This is a genomic window from Amycolatopsis rubida, from assembly GCF_900115345.1.
Taxonomy (GTDB): domain Bacteria; phylum Actinomycetota; class Actinomycetes; order Mycobacteriales; family Pseudonocardiaceae; genus Amycolatopsis; species Amycolatopsis rubida.
The window spans coordinates 1069269-1092095 of sequence record NZ_FOWC01000002.1; the positions used below are offsets into that span (position 1 = coordinate 1069269).

The 22827-nt window shown below is 68.7% G+C and carries 21 protein-coding genes and 1 pseudogene; 6 read left to right on the forward strand and 16 right to left on the reverse strand.

From position 1 onward, the window contains the following. Positions 1-12: 12 nt before the first annotated feature. From BM362_RS13910 to BM362_RS13935, 6 genes are all read right to left on the reverse strand, one after another. A complete protein-coding gene (locus tag BM362_RS13910; RefSeq protein ID WP_093573337.1) occupies positions 13-549 on the reverse strand; it encodes a M15 family metallopeptidase in 537 nt (178 codons plus the stop codon). 84 nt (positions 550-633) lie between these two features. After that, the gene (locus BM362_RS13915) at positions 634-1431 is read right to left on the reverse strand and encodes a family 1 encapsulin nanocompartment shell protein (RefSeq protein WP_067575787.1); all 798 of its coding nucleotides are present in this window, start codon (positions 1429-1431) and stop codon (positions 634-636) included. After that, entirely contained in the window at positions 1428-2459 is a 1032-nt protein-coding gene (locus BM362_RS13920; RefSeq protein ID WP_093573338.1) for a Dyp-type peroxidase, read from the reverse strand. The genes BM362_RS13915 and BM362_RS13920 overlap by 4 nt, the downstream gene beginning before the upstream one ends. A 141-nt stretch (positions 2460-2600) precedes the next feature. Continuing rightward, a complete protein-coding gene (locus BM362_RS13925; protein WP_067575783.1) occupies positions 2601-3338 on the reverse strand; it encodes an SDR family oxidoreductase in 738 nt (245 codons plus the stop codon). Between the two features lie 16 nt (positions 3339-3354). Continuing rightward, on the reverse strand, positions 3355-3915 hold the full coding sequence (locus BM362_RS13930) for a phosphatase PAP2 family protein (protein WP_093573339.1): 561 nt from the start codon (positions 3913-3915) through the stop codon (positions 3355-3357). Beyond that, positions 3912-4514: a DedA family protein gene (locus BM362_RS13935; RefSeq protein ID WP_067575778.1), complete on the reverse strand. Its 603-nt coding sequence runs from the start codon at positions 4512-4514 to the stop codon at positions 3912-3914. Before BM362_RS13935 ends, BM362_RS13930 begins: the two co-directional genes overlap by 4 nt. Positions 4515-4605: 91 nt before the next feature. Here BM362_RS13935 and BM362_RS13940 point away from each other — a divergent pair, with 91 nt between their 5' ends. Both BM362_RS13940 and BM362_RS13945 read left to right on the forward strand, forming a co-directional pair. After that, positions 4606-4983 carry a BlaI/MecI/CopY family transcriptional regulator gene (locus BM362_RS13940; protein ID WP_043828018.1) on the forward strand — a complete coding sequence of 126 codons (378 nt, stop codon included), beginning with the start codon at positions 4606-4608 and terminating at the stop codon, positions 4981-4983. Between the two features lie 2 nt (positions 4984-4985). After that, complete coding sequence (locus BM362_RS13945; protein WP_067575776.1) at positions 4986-5984, forward strand: M56 family metallopeptidase; 999 nt, start codon at positions 4986-4988, stop codon at positions 5982-5984. Between the two features lie 156 nt (positions 5985-6140). Here BM362_RS13945 and BM362_RS48205 read toward each other — a convergent pair. Together BM362_RS48205 and BM362_RS13955 are read right to left on the reverse strand one after the other, a co-directional pair. Continuing rightward, positions 6141-6584: pseudogene (locus tag BM362_RS48205) on the reverse strand (polysaccharide deacetylase family protein); the annotation flags it as partial. After that, positions 6581-7591, reverse strand: coding sequence for a glycosyltransferase (locus BM362_RS13955; RefSeq protein WP_093573341.1), 1011 nt, complete (start codon positions 7589-7591; stop codon positions 6581-6583). The gene BM362_RS13955 and the pseudogene BM362_RS48205, both read right to left, overlap by 4 nt. Positions 7592-7800: 209 nt before the next feature. Here BM362_RS13955 and BM362_RS13960 point away from each other — a divergent pair, with 209 nt between their 5' ends. After that, positions 7801-9270 (forward strand): LCP family protein, encoded by a 1470-nt coding sequence (locus BM362_RS13960; RefSeq protein WP_093573342.1) that lies wholly within the window; start codon positions 7801-7803, stop codon positions 9268-9270. Between the two features lie 353 nt (positions 9271-9623). Here the strand turns inward: BM362_RS13960 and BM362_RS13965 are convergent, their stop codons facing one another. Further along, on the reverse strand, positions 9624-10757 hold the full coding sequence (locus BM362_RS13965; RefSeq protein WP_232791462.1) for a thioester domain-containing protein: 1134 nt from the start codon (positions 10755-10757) through the stop codon (positions 9624-9626). 294 nt (positions 10758-11051) lie between these two features. Here BM362_RS13965 and BM362_RS13970 point away from each other — a divergent pair, with 294 nt between their 5' ends. Next, positions 11052-11870, forward strand: a complete 819-nt coding sequence (locus BM362_RS13970; protein ID WP_093573343.1) for a TIGR02569 family protein — start codon at positions 11052-11054, stop codon at positions 11868-11870. Here the strand turns inward: BM362_RS13970 and BM362_RS13975 are convergent. Together BM362_RS13975 and BM362_RS13980 are read right to left on the reverse strand one after the other, a co-directional pair. Further along, positions 11863-12756, reverse strand: coding sequence for a 2-hydroxyacid dehydrogenase (locus tag BM362_RS13975; protein WP_093573344.1), 894 nt, complete (start codon positions 12754-12756; stop codon positions 11863-11865). The genes BM362_RS13970 and BM362_RS13975 overlap by 8 nt on opposite strands. Next, entirely contained in the window at positions 12753-14030 is a 1278-nt protein-coding gene (locus tag BM362_RS13980; protein WP_093573345.1) for an MFS transporter, read from the reverse strand. Before BM362_RS13980 ends, BM362_RS13975 begins: the two co-directional genes overlap by 4 nt. A 120-nt stretch (positions 14031-14150) precedes the next feature. Here BM362_RS13980 and BM362_RS13985 point away from each other — a divergent pair, with 120 nt between their 5' ends. Continuing rightward, complete coding sequence (locus tag BM362_RS13985) at positions 14151-14891, forward strand: IclR family transcriptional regulator (RefSeq protein ID WP_067575763.1); 741 nt, start codon at positions 14151-14153, stop codon at positions 14889-14891. A 40-nt stretch (positions 14892-14931) separates the two neighbouring features. On the opposite strand, the gene BM362_RS13990 is transcribed toward BM362_RS13985, so the two are convergent. After that, positions 14932-15795, reverse strand: a complete 864-nt coding sequence (locus BM362_RS13990) for a S1 family peptidase (RefSeq protein ID WP_167545285.1) — start codon at positions 15793-15795, stop codon at positions 14932-14934. Between the two features lie 824 nt (positions 15796-16619). Then, positions 16620-17243: a TetR/AcrR family transcriptional regulator gene (locus BM362_RS13995; RefSeq protein ID WP_093573346.1), complete on the reverse strand. Its 624-nt coding sequence runs from the start codon at positions 17241-17243 to the stop codon at positions 16620-16622. 96 nt (positions 17244-17339) lie between these two features. Between BM362_RS13995 and BM362_RS14000 the strand changes: the two genes are divergently transcribed. Next, positions 17340-17846 (forward strand): SgcJ/EcaC family oxidoreductase, encoded by a 507-nt coding sequence (locus BM362_RS14000; RefSeq protein ID WP_067575759.1) that lies wholly within the window; start codon positions 17340-17342, stop codon positions 17844-17846. A 4-nt stretch (positions 17847-17850) separates the two neighbouring features. Here the strand turns inward: BM362_RS14000 and BM362_RS14005 are convergent, their stop codons facing one another. From BM362_RS14005 to BM362_RS14015, 3 genes are read right to left on the reverse strand one after another with little or no spacing between them, the layout of a single operon-like run. Continuing rightward, on the reverse strand, positions 17851-19416 hold the full coding sequence (locus tag BM362_RS14005; RefSeq protein WP_093573347.1) for an amidase: 1566 nt from the start codon (positions 19414-19416) through the stop codon (positions 17851-17853). A 12-nt stretch (positions 19417-19428) separates the two neighbouring features. After that, complete coding sequence (locus tag BM362_RS14010; protein WP_093573456.1) at positions 19429-21999, reverse strand: FtsX-like permease family protein; 2571 nt, start codon at positions 21997-21999, stop codon at positions 19429-19431. A 5-nt stretch (positions 22000-22004) separates the two neighbouring features. Next, entirely contained in the window at positions 22005-22745 is a 741-nt protein-coding gene (locus BM362_RS14015; RefSeq protein ID WP_067575744.1) for an ABC transporter ATP-binding protein, read from the reverse strand. Positions 22746-22827: the final 82 nt, after the last annotated feature.

A 22827-nucleotide genomic window follows, 5' to 3' on the forward strand; every position in this document is an offset into this window, starting at 1 on the left:
CCGCGCGGACGGCTAACCGGCGGCGTCCGTGCGGGCAGGCGGGCACGTTCCGCCTGGGGTGGTCAGCAGTTCGAAGTGCCACATCTCGTTCGCGTACACCTGGCACAGACCGTATTTCTCGCCGTGCTGGATGAGCCAGTCGGCGGCTCGGGTGGGGGCGACATCGACGGCCTTGCCGGACACGTGCGTCGACTTTTCCGGCGTGTTCACGAACTTCCGCGCCTCTTCCAGGCTGCCGTACTTTTCGATGCCGCCGTCGAGCAGCTTCTGCTGATACTCCTTCGTCCGCCAGCCCGACGCGATGTGCATGTCCACTTTGCGCTGACGAGCGTCGGTTGCCGCCTCCTGCAACGCTTTCCGCAGCGCCGGATCGAGATTCCCGACCGCGGGGTAGCTCGTGTCGAAGGGCGTGAGCGTGACGCCTTCCGGGGCGCCGCCCTGAGCCGGGTCGTGGTCTGGATCGCCGTCGAGCGCCGGGAGACCGGAGCACCCGGCGACGACGACCGCGGGCAGCGCGAGCAACACTGGTTTGATCTTGTTCCGCAGCACGCCGCAACTATCGCGAGCGGGTGTCCCCGGAGGGTTCGGCGAACGTCCGCGCCGCGTAACAAGACCGCATGATCAGGTAACGCCTCAGGCAGTCAGCCCGATCCCCGCTTCGGCGGTGTTGACCAGGAAGGTCAGCGTCTCGTAGAAGTACAGCTCCACAGTGGACGCGTCGTGGCTGGAGTACCCGATGGACAGATCCTGTCCGAAGTGGAGCTCGTAGTCGCCGCCGCGGGTGGACAGGACACAGGCGCCGCTGATCGCGGGCGTGCGGATGAGTTCGCCGTCCACGATCTGCTTCAGGTGTTCCAGCACCGGATAACCGTGGTTGGCCGCCTCGTACGCGGCGGTGAACTCGTCGTCGCTGAGCAGGACGGTGTACGGCCCGGCCACGCCCGCGTCGCGCAGTTCGGCGATCGCGTCTCCGATCGCCTTCGGATAGCTCGGGGCCTCCGACGGCAGCGCGATCGGCGACAACGACGAAGCCGGCCGGATCCCGGTGATGCCCGCTTCGGCGAAACCGTCGAGCACGATCCGGTCCTCGGCGTACGCGATCTGCTGCGCGGCGTCCTTCACCGGCTGCCAGTCCGCGTCTTTCGCGCCCCACTCGACCGAATCGACTTCCTCGCGCGAGACCGTGAACGGCACCCGCAGCTCCACGATCCGCTGTGCCGTGCGCAGGCTCGTCGCGACGCCGTCGAACTTGCCGCCGACGCGCTCGCGGCGTCCGGTGCCGATCGCGGCGAGCGCCGGGTCATCGGTGACGACGACGTCGACCACTCGGCGCGCCGCGGCGAACTCGGCGAAGGTGCGCTTCGCCTCCTCCTCCAGGTCCGCCCACGCGGCGGCGGAGATCGGGGCGAGTTCGCGATGCAGGTTGTTCATGACCGAATGCTCCTTCGCAGGCTTCCGATGCCCAGCGACGTCCCGGCGGGCGTCGCGGCAGCCGGTGGTTCCGGCTCGGGCGGGGCGTCCGGCGGATCTTCGAGGAAGTCCGCGGTCGGCACGTAGAACAGCGCGCCGGTGTGCGGCGTGGAGAAGTCGAGAATCCGGTCGTAGGTGCCCGGCGGCGACCCGACGAACATGTTCTCCAGCATTTTCTCGATCACCGCCGGAGATTTGGTGTAGCCGATGAAATAGGTGCCGAACTCGTCGTGCCCCGGACGGCCGAACGGCATGTTGTCGCGCAGGATGTCGAGTTCGTTGCCCTCGTCGTCGGTGATCACGTTGAGCGCGATGTGCGCGTCGGCGGGCTTTTCCTCGTCCGACATCTCCACATCGGACAGTTTGCGCCGTCCGATCACCAGTTCCTGCTGTTCGGTGGTGAGCGCGTTCCACGCCCCCATGTCGTGCAGATACTTCTGCACGACCACATAGCTGCCCCGGTTGAACGGTTCGTCGTCGTCCACCAGCACCGCCTGGTTGACGCCGTTGCCGGTCGGGTTCTCCGTGCCGTCGACGAAGCCGAGCACGTCGCGCGCGTCGAAGTACCGGAAGCCCTGCACCTCGTCGAGCACCTTCACCGAACCGCGCAGCCGGTCCATGATCAGCGATTCCAGCTCGAAGCACAGGTCGAGCCGCTCGGCACGGAGGTGGAACAGCAGGTCGGCCTCGGCGGTGCGGACGCTCGTGTGCTTCTCGCCGGAGAAAACCGGCAGCTCGTGCAGCTCGGCGGGCCGCGGGCCGCCGTAGATCCGGTCCCACGCCGCCGAGGAGATCCCGGCGACACAGGTCAGCCCGGCCCCGGCGGCACGGAAACCGACCGCGCGCTGCAGCCCGGCCAAGTCGGCGAGCAGGTCTTTCGCGGTCTGCTCGGCACCGGCCTCGACCTGGACCATCAGGAAGATCGCCGCCCTGGTCAACGGTGCGGAAACGGCCTGCGGCCCCGGCGGTTCAAGGTCCCCCGCTTGCACGCTCGCGCACCCCTTCTCGCCCGGTGACCGTCCGAGCGCATCCTAACCACGGACGGGCGAGCGCACCCGGCATCGCCACTCGGGCGGGGTAACCGAGTGACGCGGCACAGACGACCTTGTCCGTCTCGACAACTCGCCGGGTCAGAACTGCCCGCCGCCCGCGTGCACCGTCTGGCCGGTGACCCAGCGGGCCCGCTCCGAGGCCAGGAACCCCACGATGTCCGCGATGTCGCCGGGTTCGGCGATCCGGCCGAGCGGCGTCTGGCTCGCGCTGTACTCGACCACCCCGGGCGGCCCGTCGGCGAGGAGCGCGTCGGTGCGGACCGCGCCCGGCAGCACACTGTTCACCGTCACGCCGCGCGGGCCGAGTTCCTTAGCCAGCACCCGCACGAACTGGTCTCCGGCTGCTTTCGCGGCACCGTAGATCCCGGTGCCGGGCCGGGCCGTCTGGACCACTCCGCTCGACACCACGACGATCCGGCCGCCGTCGCGCACTCGCCGGGCCGCCTCGCGCAAGGACACGAAGGTGGGCCGCAGGTTCGTGGTGAAGATCAGGTCGAAGATCTCGTCGGAGGCCTCGGCGAGCGGCACGAACCGGGCGATCCCCACGTTGGCGACGACCACGTCGAGGCCGCCGAATTCCTGTTCCGCGCGGTCGAAAAGGCCACGTAGCTCGGCGTCGTCAGTGACGTCCGCGCGCAGGGCGACTGCCCGCCCGCCGTCCGCGCGGATCTTGGCGACGACGGCCTCGGCCGAGTCCTGATCGGAGCGGTAGTTGAGCGCGACGGAAAACCCGTCCGCGCCGAGTCGTTCCGCGATGGCCCGGCCGATCCCGCGCGAACTGCCGGTGACCAAGGCGACGCCCGTTTCCCTTTGCACAAAGCCAGTTTAGAGCTCATCGGTGCCCGGCCAGGCTCAGCCGAACCGCCATCTTCGCCAGCCGTTCGCCGACCACGAGCCCGAGTGCCCCGATCCCGGCACCGACCACGAATCCCGCTAGCACGTCGTGCGGATAATGCGCCCCGACGTACACCCGCGAAATCCCCATCAGCACCGCGAAAACGAGCGCCCAGAGTCCCCATTTGCGGTTGACCAGCAACAACGCCACCGCGAACGCGGCGACGATGACCGTGTGGTTGCTGGGAAAGGCGTAGTCAGCCGGCGGGTCGCAGGGCAGCAGCGTGTGCACCCCCGGAACCACGCGGCACGGCCGGACCTCGGCGAACACCGACTTCAGCACGGTGTCCACGGCGAGCGCCACCGCGATCGCGATCGGCACCCACGCCGCGGCCGCCAGCGCCGCCGGTCCCCTGGTCCGCGCCCGCCAGAGCACCGCGAGGATCACCGGCACCACCAGGAACACCCCGTACTCGCTGAACGTCGTCGCGATTCCCGCCAGCCAGTGCTGTGACCAGGCGAAATCCGTGACATCGCGATACCAGCCAGCGTCGATCATCGCGGCACGCTCCGGCGTGCGCGGACGAGTTCGACCAGCAGCGGGCTCAGCGAAAGCAGCACCACGACAGCGATGATCGGCAGCAGGTACGTGTCGATGTTGGGCACCGACGCTCCCAGCGCGTACCCGGCCAGCGTCACCCCGACCGTCCACAGCAGACCGCCGAGCACCTGCCACAACGCGAACTTCGCGGCGGGCATCCCGGCGATGCCGACGAGCGGGTTCAACACGGTCCGGACCACCGGGATGAACCGCGCCAGCACTACCGCCTTGCCGAGTCCGTACCGGGTGAGCAGCGCCGATCCGCGCGCGACGCCCTCGTGCAGGTGCTTGCTGCGCACCCGGGCGAGCAGCGCGCCGCCGCCGCGCCGGCCGAGGACATACCCGGTCTGCGCACCGAGCAGCGCTCCGGCCGCCGCTGCGACGATGACGGCCGCGAGCGGCAGGTGCAGCTTCGACGAGGCTGCCAGCACCCCCGCGGTGAACAACAGCGAGTCGCCGGGCAGGAAAAAGCCCACGAGCAGGCCGGTCTCGGCGAACATCACCGCGAAGACGCCGAGCGGGCCGAACGCGGCCAGCAGCCACTTCGGGTCGAGCATGCCCCACCTCCAATTACTACATAACTGTCGAAATTCTACATGAACGTAGTAGCTGACTGAACTGCTTCGACAAGCAGGTAGAATTTGGGGCATGCGCAACGGACGGGGCGAGAGTGCCCGGCGGGCTCCCGGCGAGCTGGAGGCCGAGGTGCTCGCGGTGCTGTGGGAATCCGACGAGCCGATGTCGGCCGCCGGCGTGCAGGAGCGGATCGGCGGCGGGCTGGCCTACACCACCGTCGTCACGATCCTGTCCCGGCTGTTCGAGAAGGGCGTGGCAACCCGGGAGAAGCAGGGCCGCTCGTTCACCTACCGCGCCGCCGACGACGAACCCGGGCTCGCCGCCCGCCGGATGAGCAAGGTGCTCGACGCCGAAGCGGACCGGTCCAGCGTGCTGGCGAAATTCGTGTCGAACCTGTCCGAATCGGACGAGGCCGTGCTGCGCGACCTGCTGCGCCAGAACGGCGGCTGACCGTGAACCCCGACCTGCTCGCTCCGCTGCTGCTGCCGCTGGCGTCCTGGCCGGTGGCGCGCTGGATCGCACCCCGATTGCCGCCGCGGCTCGGCAGCTGGCTGCTCGCCGGTTCCGCGCTGGTGCTCGCCGTCGGCAGCACGGCGACGCTCGCGGTCCTCGCGGCGGCGGGTCTCGCGCAGTTGCCGTTTGTCGGCGAGCTGGGCGATTTCTCCGCGATCGCGTTCCACGGAGCCGACGCGGTGAACCTGCCGCTGGCGATCGTCAGCGGGGTCGCGCTCGTCGTCACCGCTGTCGCGTTGACGCGGGCGGCGATGCGGCACGCACGTTGGCACCGGAAGGTGCACGCCGAGCTGAACACGCACACCCGCGAGGCTGGCTTCGTTCTGCTGCCGGGTGCGGAACCGGTCGCGTTCGCGGTGGCTGGAGGCGGCGGCCGGATCGCGGTGTCCAGCGGGATGCTCGCGGTGCTGGAACCCCAGGAACGCCGCGCACTGCTTGCGCATGAACGCGCACATCTGCGGCTGCGGCACCACGTTTTCGCCGCGATCGTGACGGTCGCGACCACGGTCAACCCGGTGCTACGACCGCTCGGCTCGGCGGCCCGGTTCGCACTCGAACGCTGGGCGGACGAAGCGGCCGCGGACCGCCTCGGCGACCGGAAACTGGTGGCCACGGCGGTCGCGAAGGCCGCACTGGCCAGCCGGTCCCAGCCGTCGCTCGCGCTTGCCGCGACCGGCGGACCGGTGCCGCAACGCGTGCGTGCACTGCTTTCCGCCCCGCCGTCCGGTTCGCGGCGGAATCCGTTGGCGGCCGTGGCGGTGGCGGTCGTGCTCGGCGCGTGCACCTGGTCAGCGGCCAGCACGCTCGACGCGGCGACCGATCTCCACTCCGGACTCGAGACCGCGCAGCACGCCGCTTGCGTGCTCGCGCAGGGGACCCACGGCGAGTCCGCGCTCCCGGCATTCCGACACCAGCACCGGGACTGCGCCGAGCGCTGATCGCCACGCTCCCGGCGCGGCGGCGACGTCGGAGTCGTGCAGCAGAATCGTGCCGCCGCCGGTCAGTTTTCGGCACACGGTGCGCACGACTGAGCGCGGAGTGGCGCGACTGGTCCAGTCGAATCCCCAGGTACTCCATAAAACGGGCTGAAGTCCGAGCGTTCGTGCCGAGACCAAGGCACTCGCGCTGAACACTCCGTACGGCGCGCGCAGCCACTGTGGTCGCGTGCCGGTGACGAGTTCGATCAGGTCGACGGTGTGCGCCAGTTCGTCGTGAAGGGCCTTCGGCGAGCGGCGCAGGAAGCAGCGGTGATCCCAGCCGTGCACTGCGATCTCGTGCCCCGCCGCGGCGATCTCCTGGCCTAGTTCCGGCGCGGCGGCCAGTTCCCGGCCTAGCACGAAGAAGGTCGCACGGACGTCCAGTTTTTCGAGCACTCGCAGGAATCGCGGCGTTGACTCCGGTTTCGGGCCGTCGTCGAAGGTCAATGCCACGTGGCCAAACTCGCCTCGTCCGGCAAGCCGGGGCGTTCTCAGCTGCGGTACGAAGAACGCGGCTGGTGCTCCGTGCACAAGGGCTGCCGCGGCGAGACCGCGGATCATCCGGCCGCCTTGACCGGTCGGGGCAGCAACCACTCCAGTGCCTCGGCCAGCTCGCTCGGCGAACGGACCCACGGGACGATGCCGTCATTGTGCAGCACGGCGGCGTTGGCTCGGCCGTGGCCGGGCAGGCAACGGTAGGTCAGCACGGGAAGGCCGGTCGCGAGCGCCTCCGACGTCGTCAACCCGCCCGCGTTCTGCACCACGACGTCGCACGCGCGCATCAGTTCCGGCATCCGGTCGACCCAGCCGAATACGTGCCGGTGTCCGGTTTTCCGCAGTTTTTCCGCCAGCGCTTCGTTGCGCCCGCACACTACGACCGGCTCGATGAGTCCGGTCGCGAGAAGGTCGCCGGCGGTCTGTCCGATTTGGCCGACGCCCCAGGATCCGGCCACGATCAACGCGAGCGGGCCGTCGTGCGGAAGGCCGAAGGCGAGCCGGAGCCGCAGCCGTTCGGCGATTCCGGCCGCGGGCCGGAAGGCGGGCGCGACCAGCGGACGCGAGACGAGCGTGCGATCGGCTCCGAGCGCTTGGGCTTGGCGGGCGGCGGTTTCGTTGGGAGCGACGGTGAGCGTCGCGTCCGGACTCACGCACAGCCGGTGCACCGACGGGTCGGTGAGGTAGACGACCAGCGGCGCGGTCAGTTCGTGCGACCGCCGCAGCCGGGCGACCGCGAGCGTGGCGAGCGGATAGGTCGACACGACGACATCAGTGTCCTCCCCCAGCAGTTCGCGCAGCCGGGGCGTGGCGAGGCCGGCGAACCGGCGGGCGGCACCAGCCAGCGCGGGGGCGCCCAATGCGCTGAGCAGCCAGTCCCAGCTGCGCGGGACCGTGTTCAGCTGCTGGCGGTAGGCGCCGCAGAGCAGCTCGCCGAGTCTTCCCGGCAGCAGATCCAGGAAATCGGCTCTGACGACGTGCGCGCCGCGGCCGGAAAACCACCGGTCCAGCTCCCTGGCGGCACCGTCGTGTCCCGCTCCGATCCGGGCGGACACGATCACCACGCGGGCCATCGGGCACCTCTTTCTACCTCTACATGTTTGTAGTAAAACTACATCGCTGTAGAATCAGAGTCGAGGCCGGGCCGCCCGCGGAGATGCACCCTCGGTCCGGCATTCCGGGCACCCTCTCCGCAATTTGGGGGAAGCGGTAACCCGTCCAGGTGAGACGCCCGCTACCGTGGGTCTTTCGACCACCGGATGTGGCAGGAAGAGGAACCCCGATGCGTCGCAAGACTTCCAGCGCGCTCCGCGTCGCCCAGGTGCTCCTGGCCGTAGTTTCGCTGCTGGTCCTCGGCGGCACCGCGTTCGCGTGGTCGAAGCTGAACCAGATCACCGACGGCCTGACCAGGTCCGATGTGATCGGCTCCGGTTCGAACTCGCCGATGGACGAGCAGAACATCCTGATGGTCGGCCTCGACACGCGCACCGACGCGGAGGGCAATCCGCTGCCCGAGGATGTGCTCGACCAACTGCACGCGGGCGGTGCCGAGGACGGCGGCGACACGACGGACACGATGATCGTCGTGCACATCCCGGCAGGCGGCGGAAACGCCACGGCCATCTCGATCCCGCGTGACTCGTATGTCCAGCTTGCCGGGAAGTTCGGGAAGCACAAGATCAACTCGGCTTACACCTATGGGCAGACTGCCCGGAAGAACGAGCTGAAGGCTCAGGGGGAGTCCGGGGCCCCACTGGAGACAGACTCGGCTCAGGCTGGGGCCAAGACGGCGATTGAGACCGTTCAACAGCTGACGGGGTTGACCATTACGCATTACGCCGCGGTTAATCTGGCTGGGTTCTACTACGTTAGCCAGGCCGTTGGCGGGGTTCCGGTTTGCCTTAAGGCTCCGGTTCGGGATTCCTACTCTGGGGCGAATTTTGCGGCCGGACCGCAGAATGTTGCCGGGGCACAGGCGTTGCAGTTTGTTCGGCAGCGGCATGGGTTGCCTAATGGGGACCTGGATCGGATCAAGCGGCAGCAAGTTTTCATGGCCAGTATGGCCAAGACTATTCTTTCCGCTGGGACGCTTACCGACCCAGGCAAGTTGGATGCGTTGATCGGGTCGGTCAAGAAGGCTGTCGTTGTTGATACCAACTGGGATTTGCTCGGGTTTGCGCAGCAGCTGCACGGGATGAGTGCCGGGAGCATCAACTTCGTTACCGTGCCGGTGGTCAGTATTACGTTGAAGACGCCCAATGACGGCGATGCGGTGCAGGTGGATCCTCAGCAGGTGCAGAAGTTCGTACGGGAACAGACCGGGGCCGCGACTTCCGCGCCGCCGTCTTCGGCTGCCGGGGATCCCGCGCTGGCGTCCTATGTGGTGGATGTGCGCAACTCGTCCGGGGCGGACGGGTTGGCCAATCGGGTGGCGGACAAGCTTGCTGCTGCCGGGTACCAGCGGGGATCCGTGGCGAACAGTGCCACTCGGCGGACTTCTACTGTTTATTACGGTCGGGGGCAGCGTAGCCAGGCTGAGGCTATTGCCACGAAACTGGGCGGGGTTGCGGTGGCTTCGGACAGTTCTTTGGACAAGGATCATTTCCGGGTTTATTTGGGGCAGAAGTATTCGGATGATTCCGGGGTGCATCCGGCTTCGGCTCCGGCGGTGATGGAGCCTCCTGCTGGGAATGCTGAGGGCACCGGGAGTGTGCCGGAGATTACTGCTGATGGGGTTACTTGTGTGAACTGACCCGGCTCGTGCTTCGCACATCGCGGGTCGGTCGTGCGGTGGGGCACCCCGAAGCTTGATTGTGCTGACGGTTTGAGGGTGCTTGTCAAGGCGGGAAAGATGCCTTGACAAGCATCCTCAAGACCGCATTTTGGCTTCGTATCGGGGTGCGGGGGCGGTGTGGGTGCACCGTTCACTGGGTGCACCGGCTGCGGTTTCCCGTGGGGGGCCAGCTGTCCGTGAAGGGCCCGGCACGGACCCGTTACTGGTCGTGCGGGGTGGCCCTCACGTACCTAGCGGAGGGCGGGGCGGGGACGCAAAACGGGCCGGTCCGCAGAGGACCGGCCCGTTGCTGAAGCAGGGTATGCGTTAGATCAGGCGTTGCTGCGACGGCGGCGAACCACCAGGATCATCGCGCCGCCCGCGATCACCAGGGCTGCGCCGATGCCGATGGGCAGGGCGGCGTTCACGCCGGTGTTCGCCAGCGGGGTCTGGCCCGAGTTGTTGCCGCCGGCCGCGGGGGCGGTCGTCGCGGGCGCGGTGGTGACCGGGCCCGTTTCGGTCCAGGTGCCGGTCGCGGCGGCCTGGACGCCGCTCTTCTGCGACTGCGCCACGATCAGCGACTGCGCCGGGTTGTCGTCGTAGTTCTTGGCCACGAACAGACGACCGGTGTTGACGTCGCCCGCGGCCTTGATCGCGAGTTCGGCAGTGCCGGGCTTCGCGTCCTTCGGGACGTCCAGGAACAGCTTCGTGCCGTTCTTGATCGCCGAGGACTTGATCTCCTCGCCGTTCTCGCCGACGACCTTCACGCCCTCGGGGAGCTTGCTCGTGAAGTCGGTGACGCTGCCGGTGGTCGCGACGGTAAACGGGCCGATCTTCGTGCCCGCTTCGCCGGTCGCCTTGGCCGGAGTGATGCTCAGCGCCGGCTTCGTCTCCTCGACGCCGGTGTTGGCGTCACCGGTCAGGTAGTTGTACAGCGCGAGAACGTCGGCCGCCTCGTCCGCGGAGCCGTTGCCCAGCGGGTTCTTCTCGTCGAGGTCCTTCGCGTCGCTGTAGTGCCACACCGCGGCCTGGGTCGCGGTCAGCGCTTCCTTCGTGGACAGACCGTCGTGGAGCTTGGCACCCTTGTCGGTCAGCGTCTTCTCGAGGGACGCGACGTCCTCGGACGGGTAGCTGTGGTGCAGCACCCAGTTGATGTTCTTGTTGTTCTTGCGGAACGGCGACTTCGCGTCGGGGTAGTCGTTCCAGCCGTGTTCGACCATGGTCTCGCCGAACCGCGCATTGACCTCGATCTGCACGCAGTACATCTTCGAGACGGCGCCGTCGGACAGCTTCAGGTTGAACAGCGTCGTCTGGACCTTGCCCTTGCCGGCGATGTTGACGTCGAAGCCCGACGCACCGCCGCGTTCCAAGGTGCCCGAGGCCGCGCCGCTGCGCGCCGAGGGGGCGTTGTCGTCCGCGAGGGCGACCGGCGCGGCGATCATGAGCGCCGCTGCCGCGGACGCCACCGCAGCCCCTCCCCGGACCAGAATTGACCTGCCGTGCATGCTTTCTCCCATCCAGTCCCGAACACGAACGACGGACCGCGTGAGACCACATCTCCCCGACCACGACGGCCACCAATTCGGGTGAAGAATCCACCCAGTCAAGCGATGGCGAAGCATACACAGGGCTCACATGCGCACCGTGAGTGGTCCCCTGAAGGCGCTTTAGTACCACCAGTCGGAGTCGTTCTTCCCCTTGCGTTGCTCTGGGTAAATATGCAAGGAGCTGCGGAAACCCGAGAGAAAGGGCACGGAACGGTGCACAAGCAACCTCCGGCGGACGTACTGGCCGCGTTCGGCTGTGCCGAGGTCCCGGTCCGGCTGGAAGGCGGGAAAGGCGGCACCTGGCGCGCCGGGGACATCGTGCTGAAACCGGTGGAGTTCGCTCCGGAAACGCGGTGGCGGGCGGCAGCGCTCGCCGAGGTGGCGGAGTCGGCGGAGTTCCGGATCGCGCGTCCGCTGCGGGCTCGCGACGGGGAATGGATTGCCGGGAACGGGACATCCGCCGGACAGCCGTCGCTCGGCTGGGAGGCGAGCCGGCTGGTCACCGGCCGCCCGGACACTTCCCGGCCCGACGACGTGATCCGGGCCGGGATCGCGTTCCATCAGGCGATCGCCCGGCTGCCGCGTCCGGGCTTCCTCGATTTCCGTATCGATCCGTGGGCCATCGGAGACCGGATCGCCTGGGCGGAACTGCCGCCCGAAGGCTCGGAGACCGCGCACAGCCTCCTCCGCCCGTTGCTCGATGCGCGCCGTCCGGTCGAGTCGGCCGCGCAGGCGGTGCACGGCGATCTTCCCGGCAACGTCCTGTTCGCGCCGGGACAGCCGCCCGCAGTGATCGACTGGGCGGTCTACTGGCGTCCCCCGGCTTGGGCCGCCGCGGTGGCGGTCGCCGACGCGTTGTGCTGGTACGACGCGACCCCCGGCCTGATCGGCCGCTGGGCGCAGCTGCCGGAATGGCGGCAGCTGCTGATCCGCGCGCTCGTCTACCGGATCGTCACGCACGACCTGGCCGGGCACTGGACGCCCGGCCAGGTCACCGCCTACCAGCCCGCCATCGCGGCCGTGCTCAGTTGACCAGGTTCTCCAGCGGCTCGCCCTTCGCGTAGTGCGCGAGCTGCCGTTCGGCCAGCCGCTTCGCGCGCGGGTAGAACGAGTCCGAGCCGCCGGCGATGTGCGGGGTGATGATCGCTCCGTCAAGGGTCCACAGGGGATGGTCGGCGGGCAGCGGCTCCGGGTCGACGACGTCGAGCGCGGCGCGCAGGCGACCGGCGGAGACCTCGGCGGTGAGCGCGCCGGTGTCCACGGCGGTGCCGCGGCCGACGTTCACCACCAGCGCCGTGTCCGGCAGCAGGGCCAGTTCCGCGGTGCCGAAGAGACCGCGCGTCTGCGGGGTGTCGGGCAGGACCAGCACCACGATGTCCGCGGTCGGCAGGAGCTCCGGCAGTTCGGCGATGCCGTGCACGCCGGAGCGAGCGGTGCTGGCGACCCGGACCACCTCGGCCTCGCCAGCCTCCAGGTACCGCTCGATGGCGCGGCCGATCGAGCCGTAGCCGACCAGCAGGACGCGGCAGTCGGCGAGCGAGCGCGTGTGCACCCGGTTCCACGAACCGGCCTGCTGCTGCGCGAACCAACGCGGGAAATACCGTTGCGCGGCAAGGATGAGCGCGAGCGCGTGCTCGGCGACACTGAGATCGTGCAGGCCCCGGCCGTTCGCCAGCTGCACCCCGGACGGGACGAGCGGCAGCAGATTGTCGTAGCCGGCGGAAAGCGTCTGGACCGCGCGCAGTGACGGCAGTTCCGGGATGAGCTTCGCCGCCGCCGGGCCTTGGTCGTAGGGCAGGACGTAGAACTCGACGTCGTCGAGGCCGTCCGGCGGGGCGCCGCGGCCGTCCCACCCGACCGCGTTCAGTTCGGCCGGAACGGAAATGTCGGACCAGGGCACCAGTACACGCGCGGTCATGCTCGCCTTTCCTTCGTCTTCACCGGAACCGCGAGCACCAGCACCGCGGCTGCGGCCATTGTCCCCGCCAGCATCAGGAACGCGGCAGCCGTGCTGCCGGTGGCGGATTCGAGCCAGCCGACCAGGTAGGTCCCGAGGAACCCGCCGAGCGCGCCGGCGGCGTTGACCACGGCTACCGCCACCCCGGCGGTCCGCTGCGGCAGGAGTTCGGAAATCATCGCGAAGAACGGACCGTACGGCGCGTACAAGGCCACCGCGGCGATCGCCAGCAGCACGAACGCCCACCAGAAGTGCTGCTTGCCCAAGAGGTACGAACCGTAGAACGCGACCGCGCCGGCGAGCAGCCACGGCCACACGAACCGCCGCCGCGCCCCGGACCGGTCCGAGCCGCGCGAGTTGATCAGCATCGCCACCACGGCGAACGCGTACGGGATCGCCGACAGCAACCCGGTCGCGCCGATTCCAGCCGACGAACCCGCCTTGACGATCGACGGCAGCCAGAACACGAAGCCGTACACCCCGATGCTCCATAACAGATACTGCGCCGCCAGCAGCAGAACCGCCTTGGACCGCAACACTTCCCGCACCGGACGCTCAGCCGGTTCCGGCAACCGCGCCTGTTCCGCGGCGATCGCGCTTTCGACCGCGTCGCGATCGGCCGGGTCGAGCCACGGAGTGTCGGCAGGCCGGTCGCGGACCTGCGCGCGGAACACGAAAGCCCAGATCAGCGCTGGAATTCCCTCGATGATGAACATGCCGCGCCAGGACGTCGCCTCGATCAGATAACCGGACGCCGCCGACAGCCACATCACCGTGACCGGATTGCCCAGGATCAGAAAAGCGTTGGCACGGCCGCGTTCAGCCTTCGTGAACCACCGTGCGAGCAGCACGACGAGCGCGGGCAGCACCGCCGCTTCCACCGCGCCGAGCAGGAACCGGACCACGATCAGCACCGGCACCGAACTGAGCAGGCCCTGCGCGGTCGCCAGAACGCCCCACGCGAGCACCGACCAGAAGATCAGGCTGCGCACGCTGCGACGGTCGGCGTAGAGCACGCCCGGGACCTGCAGCAGGAAGTAGCCGAGGAAGAAGGACGCGGCGATCAGGCCGGACGTCGTGCTCGTGAGGTGCAGTTCCTCGGCCATGCCGCCCGCAGTCGCGATCGAGAAGTTCGACCGGTCGAGGTAGGCGAGGCTGTAGGTGACGAAGACGATCGGGATCAGCCGCAGCCAGCGCTGCCTCCCGAGCGCGCCCGCCTGCTCGACGGTGTTCATCCGGTACTCCTGTCGCCGCTGACCCAAGTCCTTGACGAGCTTTCCGTAATATGGAAAGCTATTCCGCAATACGGTGAGAGGCAGTGTGCGTTGCCGCGCCCGGGACGTCAAGGGGGTCCGATGGCGGACATGGTGGGCAAGGCTTTGCGGGTGCTGTCCCTGCTCGGCGGCTACCCCGAGGGCGTGTCGCTGTCCGAACTCGCGCGCGCCGCCGGGTATCCGGTGAGCACCACGCATCGGCTGCTCAGTTCCTTGCAGAGCGAGGGATTCGCGCGCAATGACCCGGTGTCGAAGCGGTATTCGCTGGGGCTGCGACTGTTCGAGCTTGGCCAGTCGGTGTCGCAGGCGCGCGGGTTCGCCGGCGTCGCGCTGCCGGTGATGCAGAAGCTGTCCGCGGAGACCGGCGAACCGACACTGCTGGCCGTGCTGGACGGGCACAACCAGGTTTACGTGCACTCGGTGCAGGGGTCGCAGCGGCTGCAGATCCGGGGCGAACCGGGCGCGCGCGGGCCGTTGCACTGCACTTCGATGGGCAAATGCCTGGTCGCGTTCGCGGCGAACCGGGAAGAGCTCGTCGCTTCGCTTGAGCTGCCCGCGCTGGGCCCGCGCACGATCACCGGGCGAGAGGCTTTCGCGGCGGAGATCGCGGCGGTGCGCGAACGCGGTTTCGCGATCGCCGACGAGGAGCACGAGGAAGGCATCCGCGCGGTCGGCGTTCCGATCCGGACCCCGGACGGAACTGCGATCGCCGCGTTGTCCACCGCCGCACCGGCTTATCGGCTGACGGTTGCTCAGCTAGCGGAGTTCGTGCCCGCTTTGCGTGCTGCCGCACGGGAATTGGCGGCGTTGTTGCCCCGGTGAGGTCGTGCGTGTTTATCCCGGTGCTAACCGGGATCGCCACTCACGACCCGATCTCGCCCCGGATCCACGAGACGAGCTGGTCCACGCGCGCCGCGGTTTCGATGCCGGGCTGCGGACAGTCGGGGCCGAAGTTCTCGACCGCGATCAGCGTGTTCTTGCCCTTGACCGGCACGAAGAACGGCGAGCCCGAGTCGTCCGGGCATGGGCTGTTCTCGACGGTGCGCTTCTTCAGCGGTTCGAGGGTGATCTCGTTCTTGCGCACCTGGTCGACCTGGAAGTCGCCGCGTTTGATGTGGTCGGCCTGCACGACGACCTTCGAGGACAGCGAACCCCAGCCGACGAACGTCGTGTGCTGGCCGGGATCGGGCGGACCGTCCGGCAGCGCGAGCGGTTCGATGTCGGTGACCGGCTCGGACAGTTTGGCCAGCGCGAGGTCGTTGACCGCGGACTGGCGCGTGTCCACGACCGTCAGCACGTGCCCGCGCGGATCGGAATCGGTGAGCTTCCCGATCGCGGCGGTCATCGTGTAGCCGGGCTTGCCGCTGACGCGCGTGCCGTCGAGGTCGTGAAAACAGTGGCCGGCGGTGACGATCCATTGCGGGGCGATCAGCGAACCGCTGCACCCGCCGGTGCGCACGCCGCCGCCCTTCTCCGGAATGTCCTTTGAGGACAGTTTGACGCTGAACGGGGTCGGGTGATCGGGCAGCCCGGGCGGCTGCGCGGAGGACTTGCCGGTGTTGCCCGCGCCGCCGCTGACCGTGCTGCTGGCGTTGCCCGCGTTGCCGCCGGCACTGCGCGCGACAGCGACGTTCGACACCGGCTTGGCAGTCTCGGCCTCCGCCGTCCGGTGCAGGCCGACGTAAGCCCCGGCGAGCCCGGCCCCCAGGACCGTGGCAGCCGCCACGGCACCCAGCCGAAGGCTCGCCCGCTGAGCGGAGCGTGACTTTACGTGCACCACGGGGTCCAAGATAGCGAAGTTGTTAACCCGAATGAGTGAGTGTGCCCGATTAATCCGGTGACCCGGGTAGAAACTGACCCACTCGATACGCCGGGTCCGGGTTTGGTCACGGAATGCTAACGACGCGGCGGTGTTTTGCCTGGAGGTTGGACCGTTTGGCCGCTGGGACCGGATTGTGGGAGTTGCTCCCGATCAGCGGGACACCTGCGAGCGCGGGGTTTGGTTCAGGCGGCCTCAATGCGGGCTTCTCGGTTGCGCAGCGTGCGGTGGGGTTCGCGGCAGTGGTCGCCAGGTGCCGCGAAGCACCAACCCACGAGGCGCGGCGGCGGGTCCTCTCTCCGCGGAGGTCTGTGTAGGGCTCCTTGAAGGAATCTGATTCCTTCAAGGAGCCCTACACGGACCTCGCCACCGCGCGCCAGTCCGCCGCGGCAGCCCCTGCGGGCGCAGCCGCGAGGCGGGCGAGAAGCTGCCCTCGGCCTGCCCGTCGTGAACGCCTGTGAGGGCCACCGTCAGGGAATCTGATTCCCGCAGGGTTCCCCTCACAGACGCCAGCGGGAGCGGGAGCGGGAGCGGGAGCGGGAGCGGGAGCGGGAGCGGGAGCGGAGAAAGCCTCGCTGCGGTGCTGCGCATCACCGCAGCGAGGCCGCGCACCACAGCTACCGGGAAACCCCAATCCGGCTTTTGGGTGCATCCCACGCACCCAAAGCGGTGTCCGGTGCATCCCACACACCCAAAGCGGCATTGGGGCACCAGCTCGCCACGGCAGAGGCTCAGTCCAGCAACGCGAGCCGGTCCACCAGCACCGCCAAAACCCCGTCCGGCCAGGGGAACATCGGGGCCGCCGGGCGGAGTTCGGCCAGGCCGTGGAGTCCGGCCCACAGCGCAGTCGCGTCGGAGAACGCGGAGGTGCTGCGTGAGAGGCCAGCGTCCGCGCAGTCCTGGACCGCTTGTGCCAGCAGGGCGAAGACGTCCTGTCCGATCTGCTCCGCCGCCGGGGTCATTTCCGGGTTCTCCGCCGCCCGCGCGGCGTTCCATACGCCGCCGAACAGGATGCGGTAGCGCTTCGGGCGTTCGAGGGCGAAGTCGAGGTACGTCGTGCACACCGAGCGCAGCCGCGCGTCCGGCTTGTCCATCTCGGCCAGTTCCGCCTCGATCCGCTCCTTCAGTTCGGCGAACGCTTCCCGCACCACGGCCAGCAGGATCTGGTCGCGATCGGTGAAGTGCCGGTAGATCGACGGGGCCGCGATGCCGATCCGCCGGGCGACCGCGCGCAGGGTGACCGCGTCTTCGCTGCCGCCTTCGTCGAGGATCTCGGCCGCTGCTCGCACGATCTCCTCCCGCAACCGGGAGCCTTCGCCGCGGCGGTTCCGGGAGCGTCCTTCTGCTGCGTTCACGCCCGCAAGCTTACAACCGTTAGCGATATGGGTTTACACATGTTAGGTTATGACCATATGGTTACAGCTGTAAGTCGAACTTGAGGAGGAAAGGCCATGAAGAAGATCGTTGTGAGCGGAATCGCGGCTGCGCTGGTCGCGGGCAGTGCGGTCAGCACCGCGCAGGCCAGCTCTCGGATTCCGCACGTCGTCAAGGCGTGGGCGGAGGCCTGGAACGCCGGCGACGCCGCCGAGATGGCCTCGCTGTTCACCAACGACGGCACCTACCGGGACAACGCGTTCCAGGTCGCGATGAGCGGGCGTCAAGGGGTCGAGAACTGGGTCAACATCACCGAGAGAAGCATCCGCGACGCGCACGTGGACGTGCGGGACGCGTTCCGCTCCGGCGATCGCGTCGCGGTGCGCTGGACATTCTCCGGCACCGACACCGGAGCGTTCGACAAGACCCGGCCCGCCACCGGCAAGTCGTTCCGTGTGCCGGCCAGCACGCTGATCGACCTCCGGGGCGAGCGGATCCAGCAGGTCACCGACTACTACAACCTCGCCGACGTCCTCCGCCAGGTCGGGCTCCCGGCGGGTCCGTGGACGCCGCCGGGCAGCTGACCGGCTAAGCAGCGGGCAGGTACCGAGGTGCCTGCCGCGCATGTGCCGCCTGCTCGTACGCGTAGGCGAAGCTGAGCAGCTGCGCGTCGCGGTATTTCGTGCCCAGAAAAGAGATTCCGACGGGCAGCGGTCCCGCGAAGCCGGCTGGCACGGTGATGTTCGGATAACCGGCGACGGACGTGTTGCGGGTGCTGCTCAAGAACCTCGGGTCGCCTGGGCGGTCCAGCGGCGAGGCGGGCAAGCCGCTCAGGGTGACGATCGCGTCGAGACCTTTCGACGCCAGTACGTCGTCGATCGACCGTTGCGCGATGCCGGTCGCGGCGGAGCGGTGGCGGCGGTATGCCTGGTCGTTCAGGTTGCTGCCGGCCTTGTTCGCGTCGATCAGCAAGCTTTGGCCGAACAGCGGCATTTCGACGTCGCGGTGCTGGTCGTTGCAGGCGATCAGCTCGGACAGGTTCCGCGGGTGATTGCCGGGGGTCGCGGCGAGGTAGGCGTTCAGGTCGTGGTTGAACTCGGTCAGCAACGCGGGGAAGAGATCCGGTTTGACCGACCAGGAGACGTCCTCGACCTCTGCCCCGTCGACGACCGTCGCGCCGAGCGAACGCAGAGTGTGCACTGTGGACTCGAAGACGCGGTCGGCTTGTTGATCGATGCCGGCGTGCCCCTTTCGCCAGACGCCGATACGCTTGCCGCGCAACGCATTTCGGTCCAACCGCAGGTCATTCGGAATCGCTGAAGCGGCGGCCGCCGAGGCGGGGTCGGCTGGGTCGGCACCGGCTAGCACGGAGAGGGTGAGTGCGGCGTCGGTGACGTTGCGTGCGATCGGGCCGGGGGTGTCGTGCTGGGCGGTGACCGGCACGACGCCGGCGCGGCTCACGACACCGAGGCTGGTTTTCACGCCAACGGTCGAGGTCGCGGCTGCTGGGCACACGATCGAGCCGTCGGTCTCGGTGCCGATGGCGACCGTCGCGAGACCAGCCGCCGCGGCGACTGCCGATCCGCTTGAGGAACCGCACGGGCTGCGGTCCAGTGCGTAGGGATTGCGGGTCTGGCCTGCGACGCCGCTCCAGCCTGGGATCTGCCCGATCGAGCGGAAGTTCGACCATTCCGACAGGTTCGCTTTGCCGAGCACGACAGCACCGGCGGCGCGCAAGCGCTGGACCAGGAACGCGTCTTTCGCTGGCCGCGAACCGAGCATCGCGGTGGATCCCGCGGTGGTGGTCTGCCGGTCCGCGGTGTCGATGTTTTCCTTCAGCAGCACTGGAATTCCTTCCAGGGCACTGCGGGAGGCGTGGGTCCGGCGGCGAGAATCGCTTTCCCTCGCCGCCGCCAGCGCGTCCGGATTGGTTTGCACGACGGCGTGCAGTGTGGGGTTCAGCTCTTCGATCCGGCGCAGGTATCCGCGAGTGAGTTGCTCCGACGTCAGTTGCCAGTGGTCCATGGCGCGCTGCAAATCGGGAATCGTGGTTTGGTCGAGGAAACGAGACGGCGCGGCGTCCGCCGCGGCGGGCAGGAGCAAGCCCGTCGCGGTGAGAACCGCCACCGAAATCCGTTTCAGCGAAGTGCGCATTGTTCTTCCTTCTTATTCGCGGAGGCCGATGGCGTCAATGGGCTTGGCGCGCAAGGTGACCCGAGTGGACAGACCGAGCGAAACCAGGCTGAGCAAGAAAGCTCCGGCGATGATTCCGCCGAACACCGCGGGCGTTCCGGACGGCAGCGGGGTGTCTCGCAGGGCGAGATTGAGAATTGCCAACGGAATTGCTGCCACCACGGTGCCGAGCAGTGCCGCGATGCCCGCGGTCGTCAACGCTTCCAGGCGCATCATTCGCACGACCTGGCCTCGCGTGGTGCCGATCAGCCGCAGCAAGGCGAATTCCCGCGAACGCTGCGCGGTGGTCATCACCAGAGTGTTGGCCACCGAAATCACCACGTAGCCGAGGATTACGCCGACCGCGACGAGGTTCAGGTAGAACTGCTGCTGTGCCGAAGCGCTTTCCAACGCCGAAACTGTGGAGCCGGGCGTTACGGTGAGGCCTGGGTAACGGGCGCTGAGCTCGCGCAACGCGGCGGTCACCGCGGCCGGATCCGCGTTCGGGTCCTGGCGCACCAGAACGGAACTGTCCATCCGGTCCCCGGTGTGCTCGCGGGCGAGATCGGCGGGCAGCACGTACTCGCCGAACGCCTGGTTGTGCGTGTAGACCGCGACCAGTTTCACCTTCGCGGGACGGCCGTCGCCGAACCAGAAGCCGACCTCGTCGCCGATTTTCTTGTCGTACCAATCGGCTTCGCCCTTGCTCATCGCGACAGTGTCGCCGCGCAGGTCGGCCAGGTTCCCGGACACGACACCGAGGTCGAGCACGCCGCGCACCTGGTCGCCGTTCAGGCCCTGCGCCGGATACTTCATGACGCGCAGCCGCCGGTCCTCCTTGACCGTGGTGACGACGTCGGTGCGGATCACCGAGGTAGCCGCCGCGACTCCGGGGATCGCCCGCGCCGCCGCGGCGACTTCCGGCGACAGCGCGCCGGTCGTGCTCGTCAGGACATGGTCCGCGGTCGTCGACCGGACCGCCTGCTCCTGGGTGGCGGCGGCGGACGACGTCTGGCTGTAGAACATCGAGAGCGCGAACGCGACCGCCAGCAGCACCGGGGTCACCGCCGACGCGAGCCGCCGGGCGTTGGCCTGGTTGTTCGCCGCGGCCAGGTAGCCGCTGATCCGCGAGACGCCGGAGTACACCGGGCCGATGATCCGGGTCGCGAAGGCGATCACCTTCGGCCCGAGCAACGAGAGCCCGATCACGACCACCAGCGCGGACATCGAGGAGGCCGCGAGCGCGCCCGGGCCGGTCACGTACATCGGGACAGTCGAGCCGCCGAAGCCGAGCACCACCAGCAGCCAGCCGATGAGAAGCCGGGTCCGGCCGAGTTCGCGGCGTTCCACGGCCGCCTCGCCGAGCGCTTCGATCGGACGGATCGACGACGGACGCCGTGCTGCCGACCACGCGGCCAGCCGTGCCGCGCCCAGGCCGAGCAGGAACGCGACGACGAGCGGAAGCGGGCCGATCGCGAGGCCGAAGTCCGCCGGGATCACGCCGACCGCGGCGAAGGAGTTGCGCAATCCGTAGCCGACGGCCACGCCCAGACCCGCGCCAAGCACTCCGGCGAGACTCGCGACCAGCATGGTTTCGGCGCCGATCAGCTTGCGGATCTGCTTCGGGGTGGCGGCGATCGCCCGCAGCAGCGCGAATTCGCGCCGTCGCTGGTTGATCACCAGTGCGAGCGTGCTTGAGACGACGAACACCGCGACCAGGATCGCGAACCCCCCGAACGAACCCGCGAGCGCGAACAGCAGCACCCGGGTTTGACTCACGTCGAGGAATTCGACCGTGCTGCGTTCCATCCCCGCGGTCACCGTGACCGGTTCGCCCTTGACCGCCTCGCTGACGCGGTCTTCCAGATCGCCCGTCGATGCTCCAGCAGCGGCGAGCACGCCGATCGCGTGGACCTGCCCCGGCTTCCCGGAAAGATCAGCGGCGCGCGCGGCGGAGAAGAACAACGCCGACTGCCGGGTCAACCCGTTGCCGGACTGGGGCGCGGCGATGCCGGTGACCCGGAACTCCATCGGCGTGGAACGGGTCGAAACCCGCACTGTGCTGCCGACCGAAACTCCGCCGCGGGCAGCCAGTTCCGCGTCGAGAACCACCTCGTTCGCCGCTTCCGGAGCGTGCCCTTCCCGGAGGGAGAACGGGGCCAGCACGGCCGCGTCCCAGTTGTGTCCGCGCGACGGAGTTCCGTTCGGGCCGGTGAGCACCTTGCCGCTGGAGGTCACGACGTTCGCCGGGAAGTCCTGCTCCGGCACTGCCTGGCGCACGCCGGGCACTGCCGCGATCCGGTCGATCAGTGTCTCCGGCACCGTGGTCTGTTCGGTGACCTGCTCGGACTCGCCGAAATCCGATCCAGGCGGTTTCGTGGTCTGCGGTCCGCCGACCACCACGGCCGCGTCGGCGTAGCGCTGGGTCGGGACTCCGGCGCGCAGGCCGGACTCCAGGAGAATGCCGCAGCCCGCGACGAGCGCGGTGCCGCAGAGAATCGCGATGAACGCACCGACGAACCCGCTCAGCCGGGCCCTCGTCGTCTGCCAGGCCAACGACCACATGTCGGTCACCACTCCCCGAGGTGGGTCAGCCGCTGCGCGACCCGCTCCGGGGTCGGCTGCGGGAGGTGGCCGGCGAGCTTGCCGTCGGCGAGGAACAGCACTCCGTGCGCGGCGGACGCGGCGACCGGGTCGTGGGTGACCATCAGCACGGTCTGGCCCATCTGGTCGACCACGGTGCGCAACAGGTCGAGCACCTGACGCGCGGTGCGGGTGTCGAGCGCACCAGTCGGTTCGTCGGCGAGCACGACCTCGGGCCGGGTGATCAGCGCGCGGGCGATCGCGACGCGCTGCTGCTGGCCGCCGGACAGTTCCGCCGGGCGGTGCTCCAGCCGCTTCGCGATGCCGACGCCGTCGACGATCTCGCGCAGCCAGCGGGCGTCCGGCTTCTTGCCTGCCAGGCGCATCGGCAGGGTGATGTTCTGCAGCACATTCAGCGACGGCAGCAGATTGTAGGCCTGGAAAACGAACCCGATCCGGGTCCGGCGCAATTCGGTGAGCGCTCGCTCCCGGAGTCCGCCGAGTTCGGTTTCGCCGAGCAGCACCTTTCCCGAACTCGGCCGGTCGAGCCCGGCCGCGCAGTGCAGGAAAGTGCTCTTGCCCGACCCGGACGGCCCCATGACCGCGGTGAACGAGCCTCGCTGGATCCCGACCGACACCCCGTCCAGCGCGGTGACCGCGCCGTCGCCGGAGCCGTAGATCTTGCGCACCGCTTCCAGCCTCAGGGCGGGTGTTCCGCCTGTGTTCATCTTCGTGTCGCTCCTCGGACCAGCGGATTTCTGTCCTTGCGAAACTATGGCGGCGGGAGCACGGAAACGATCCCGAGCGCGA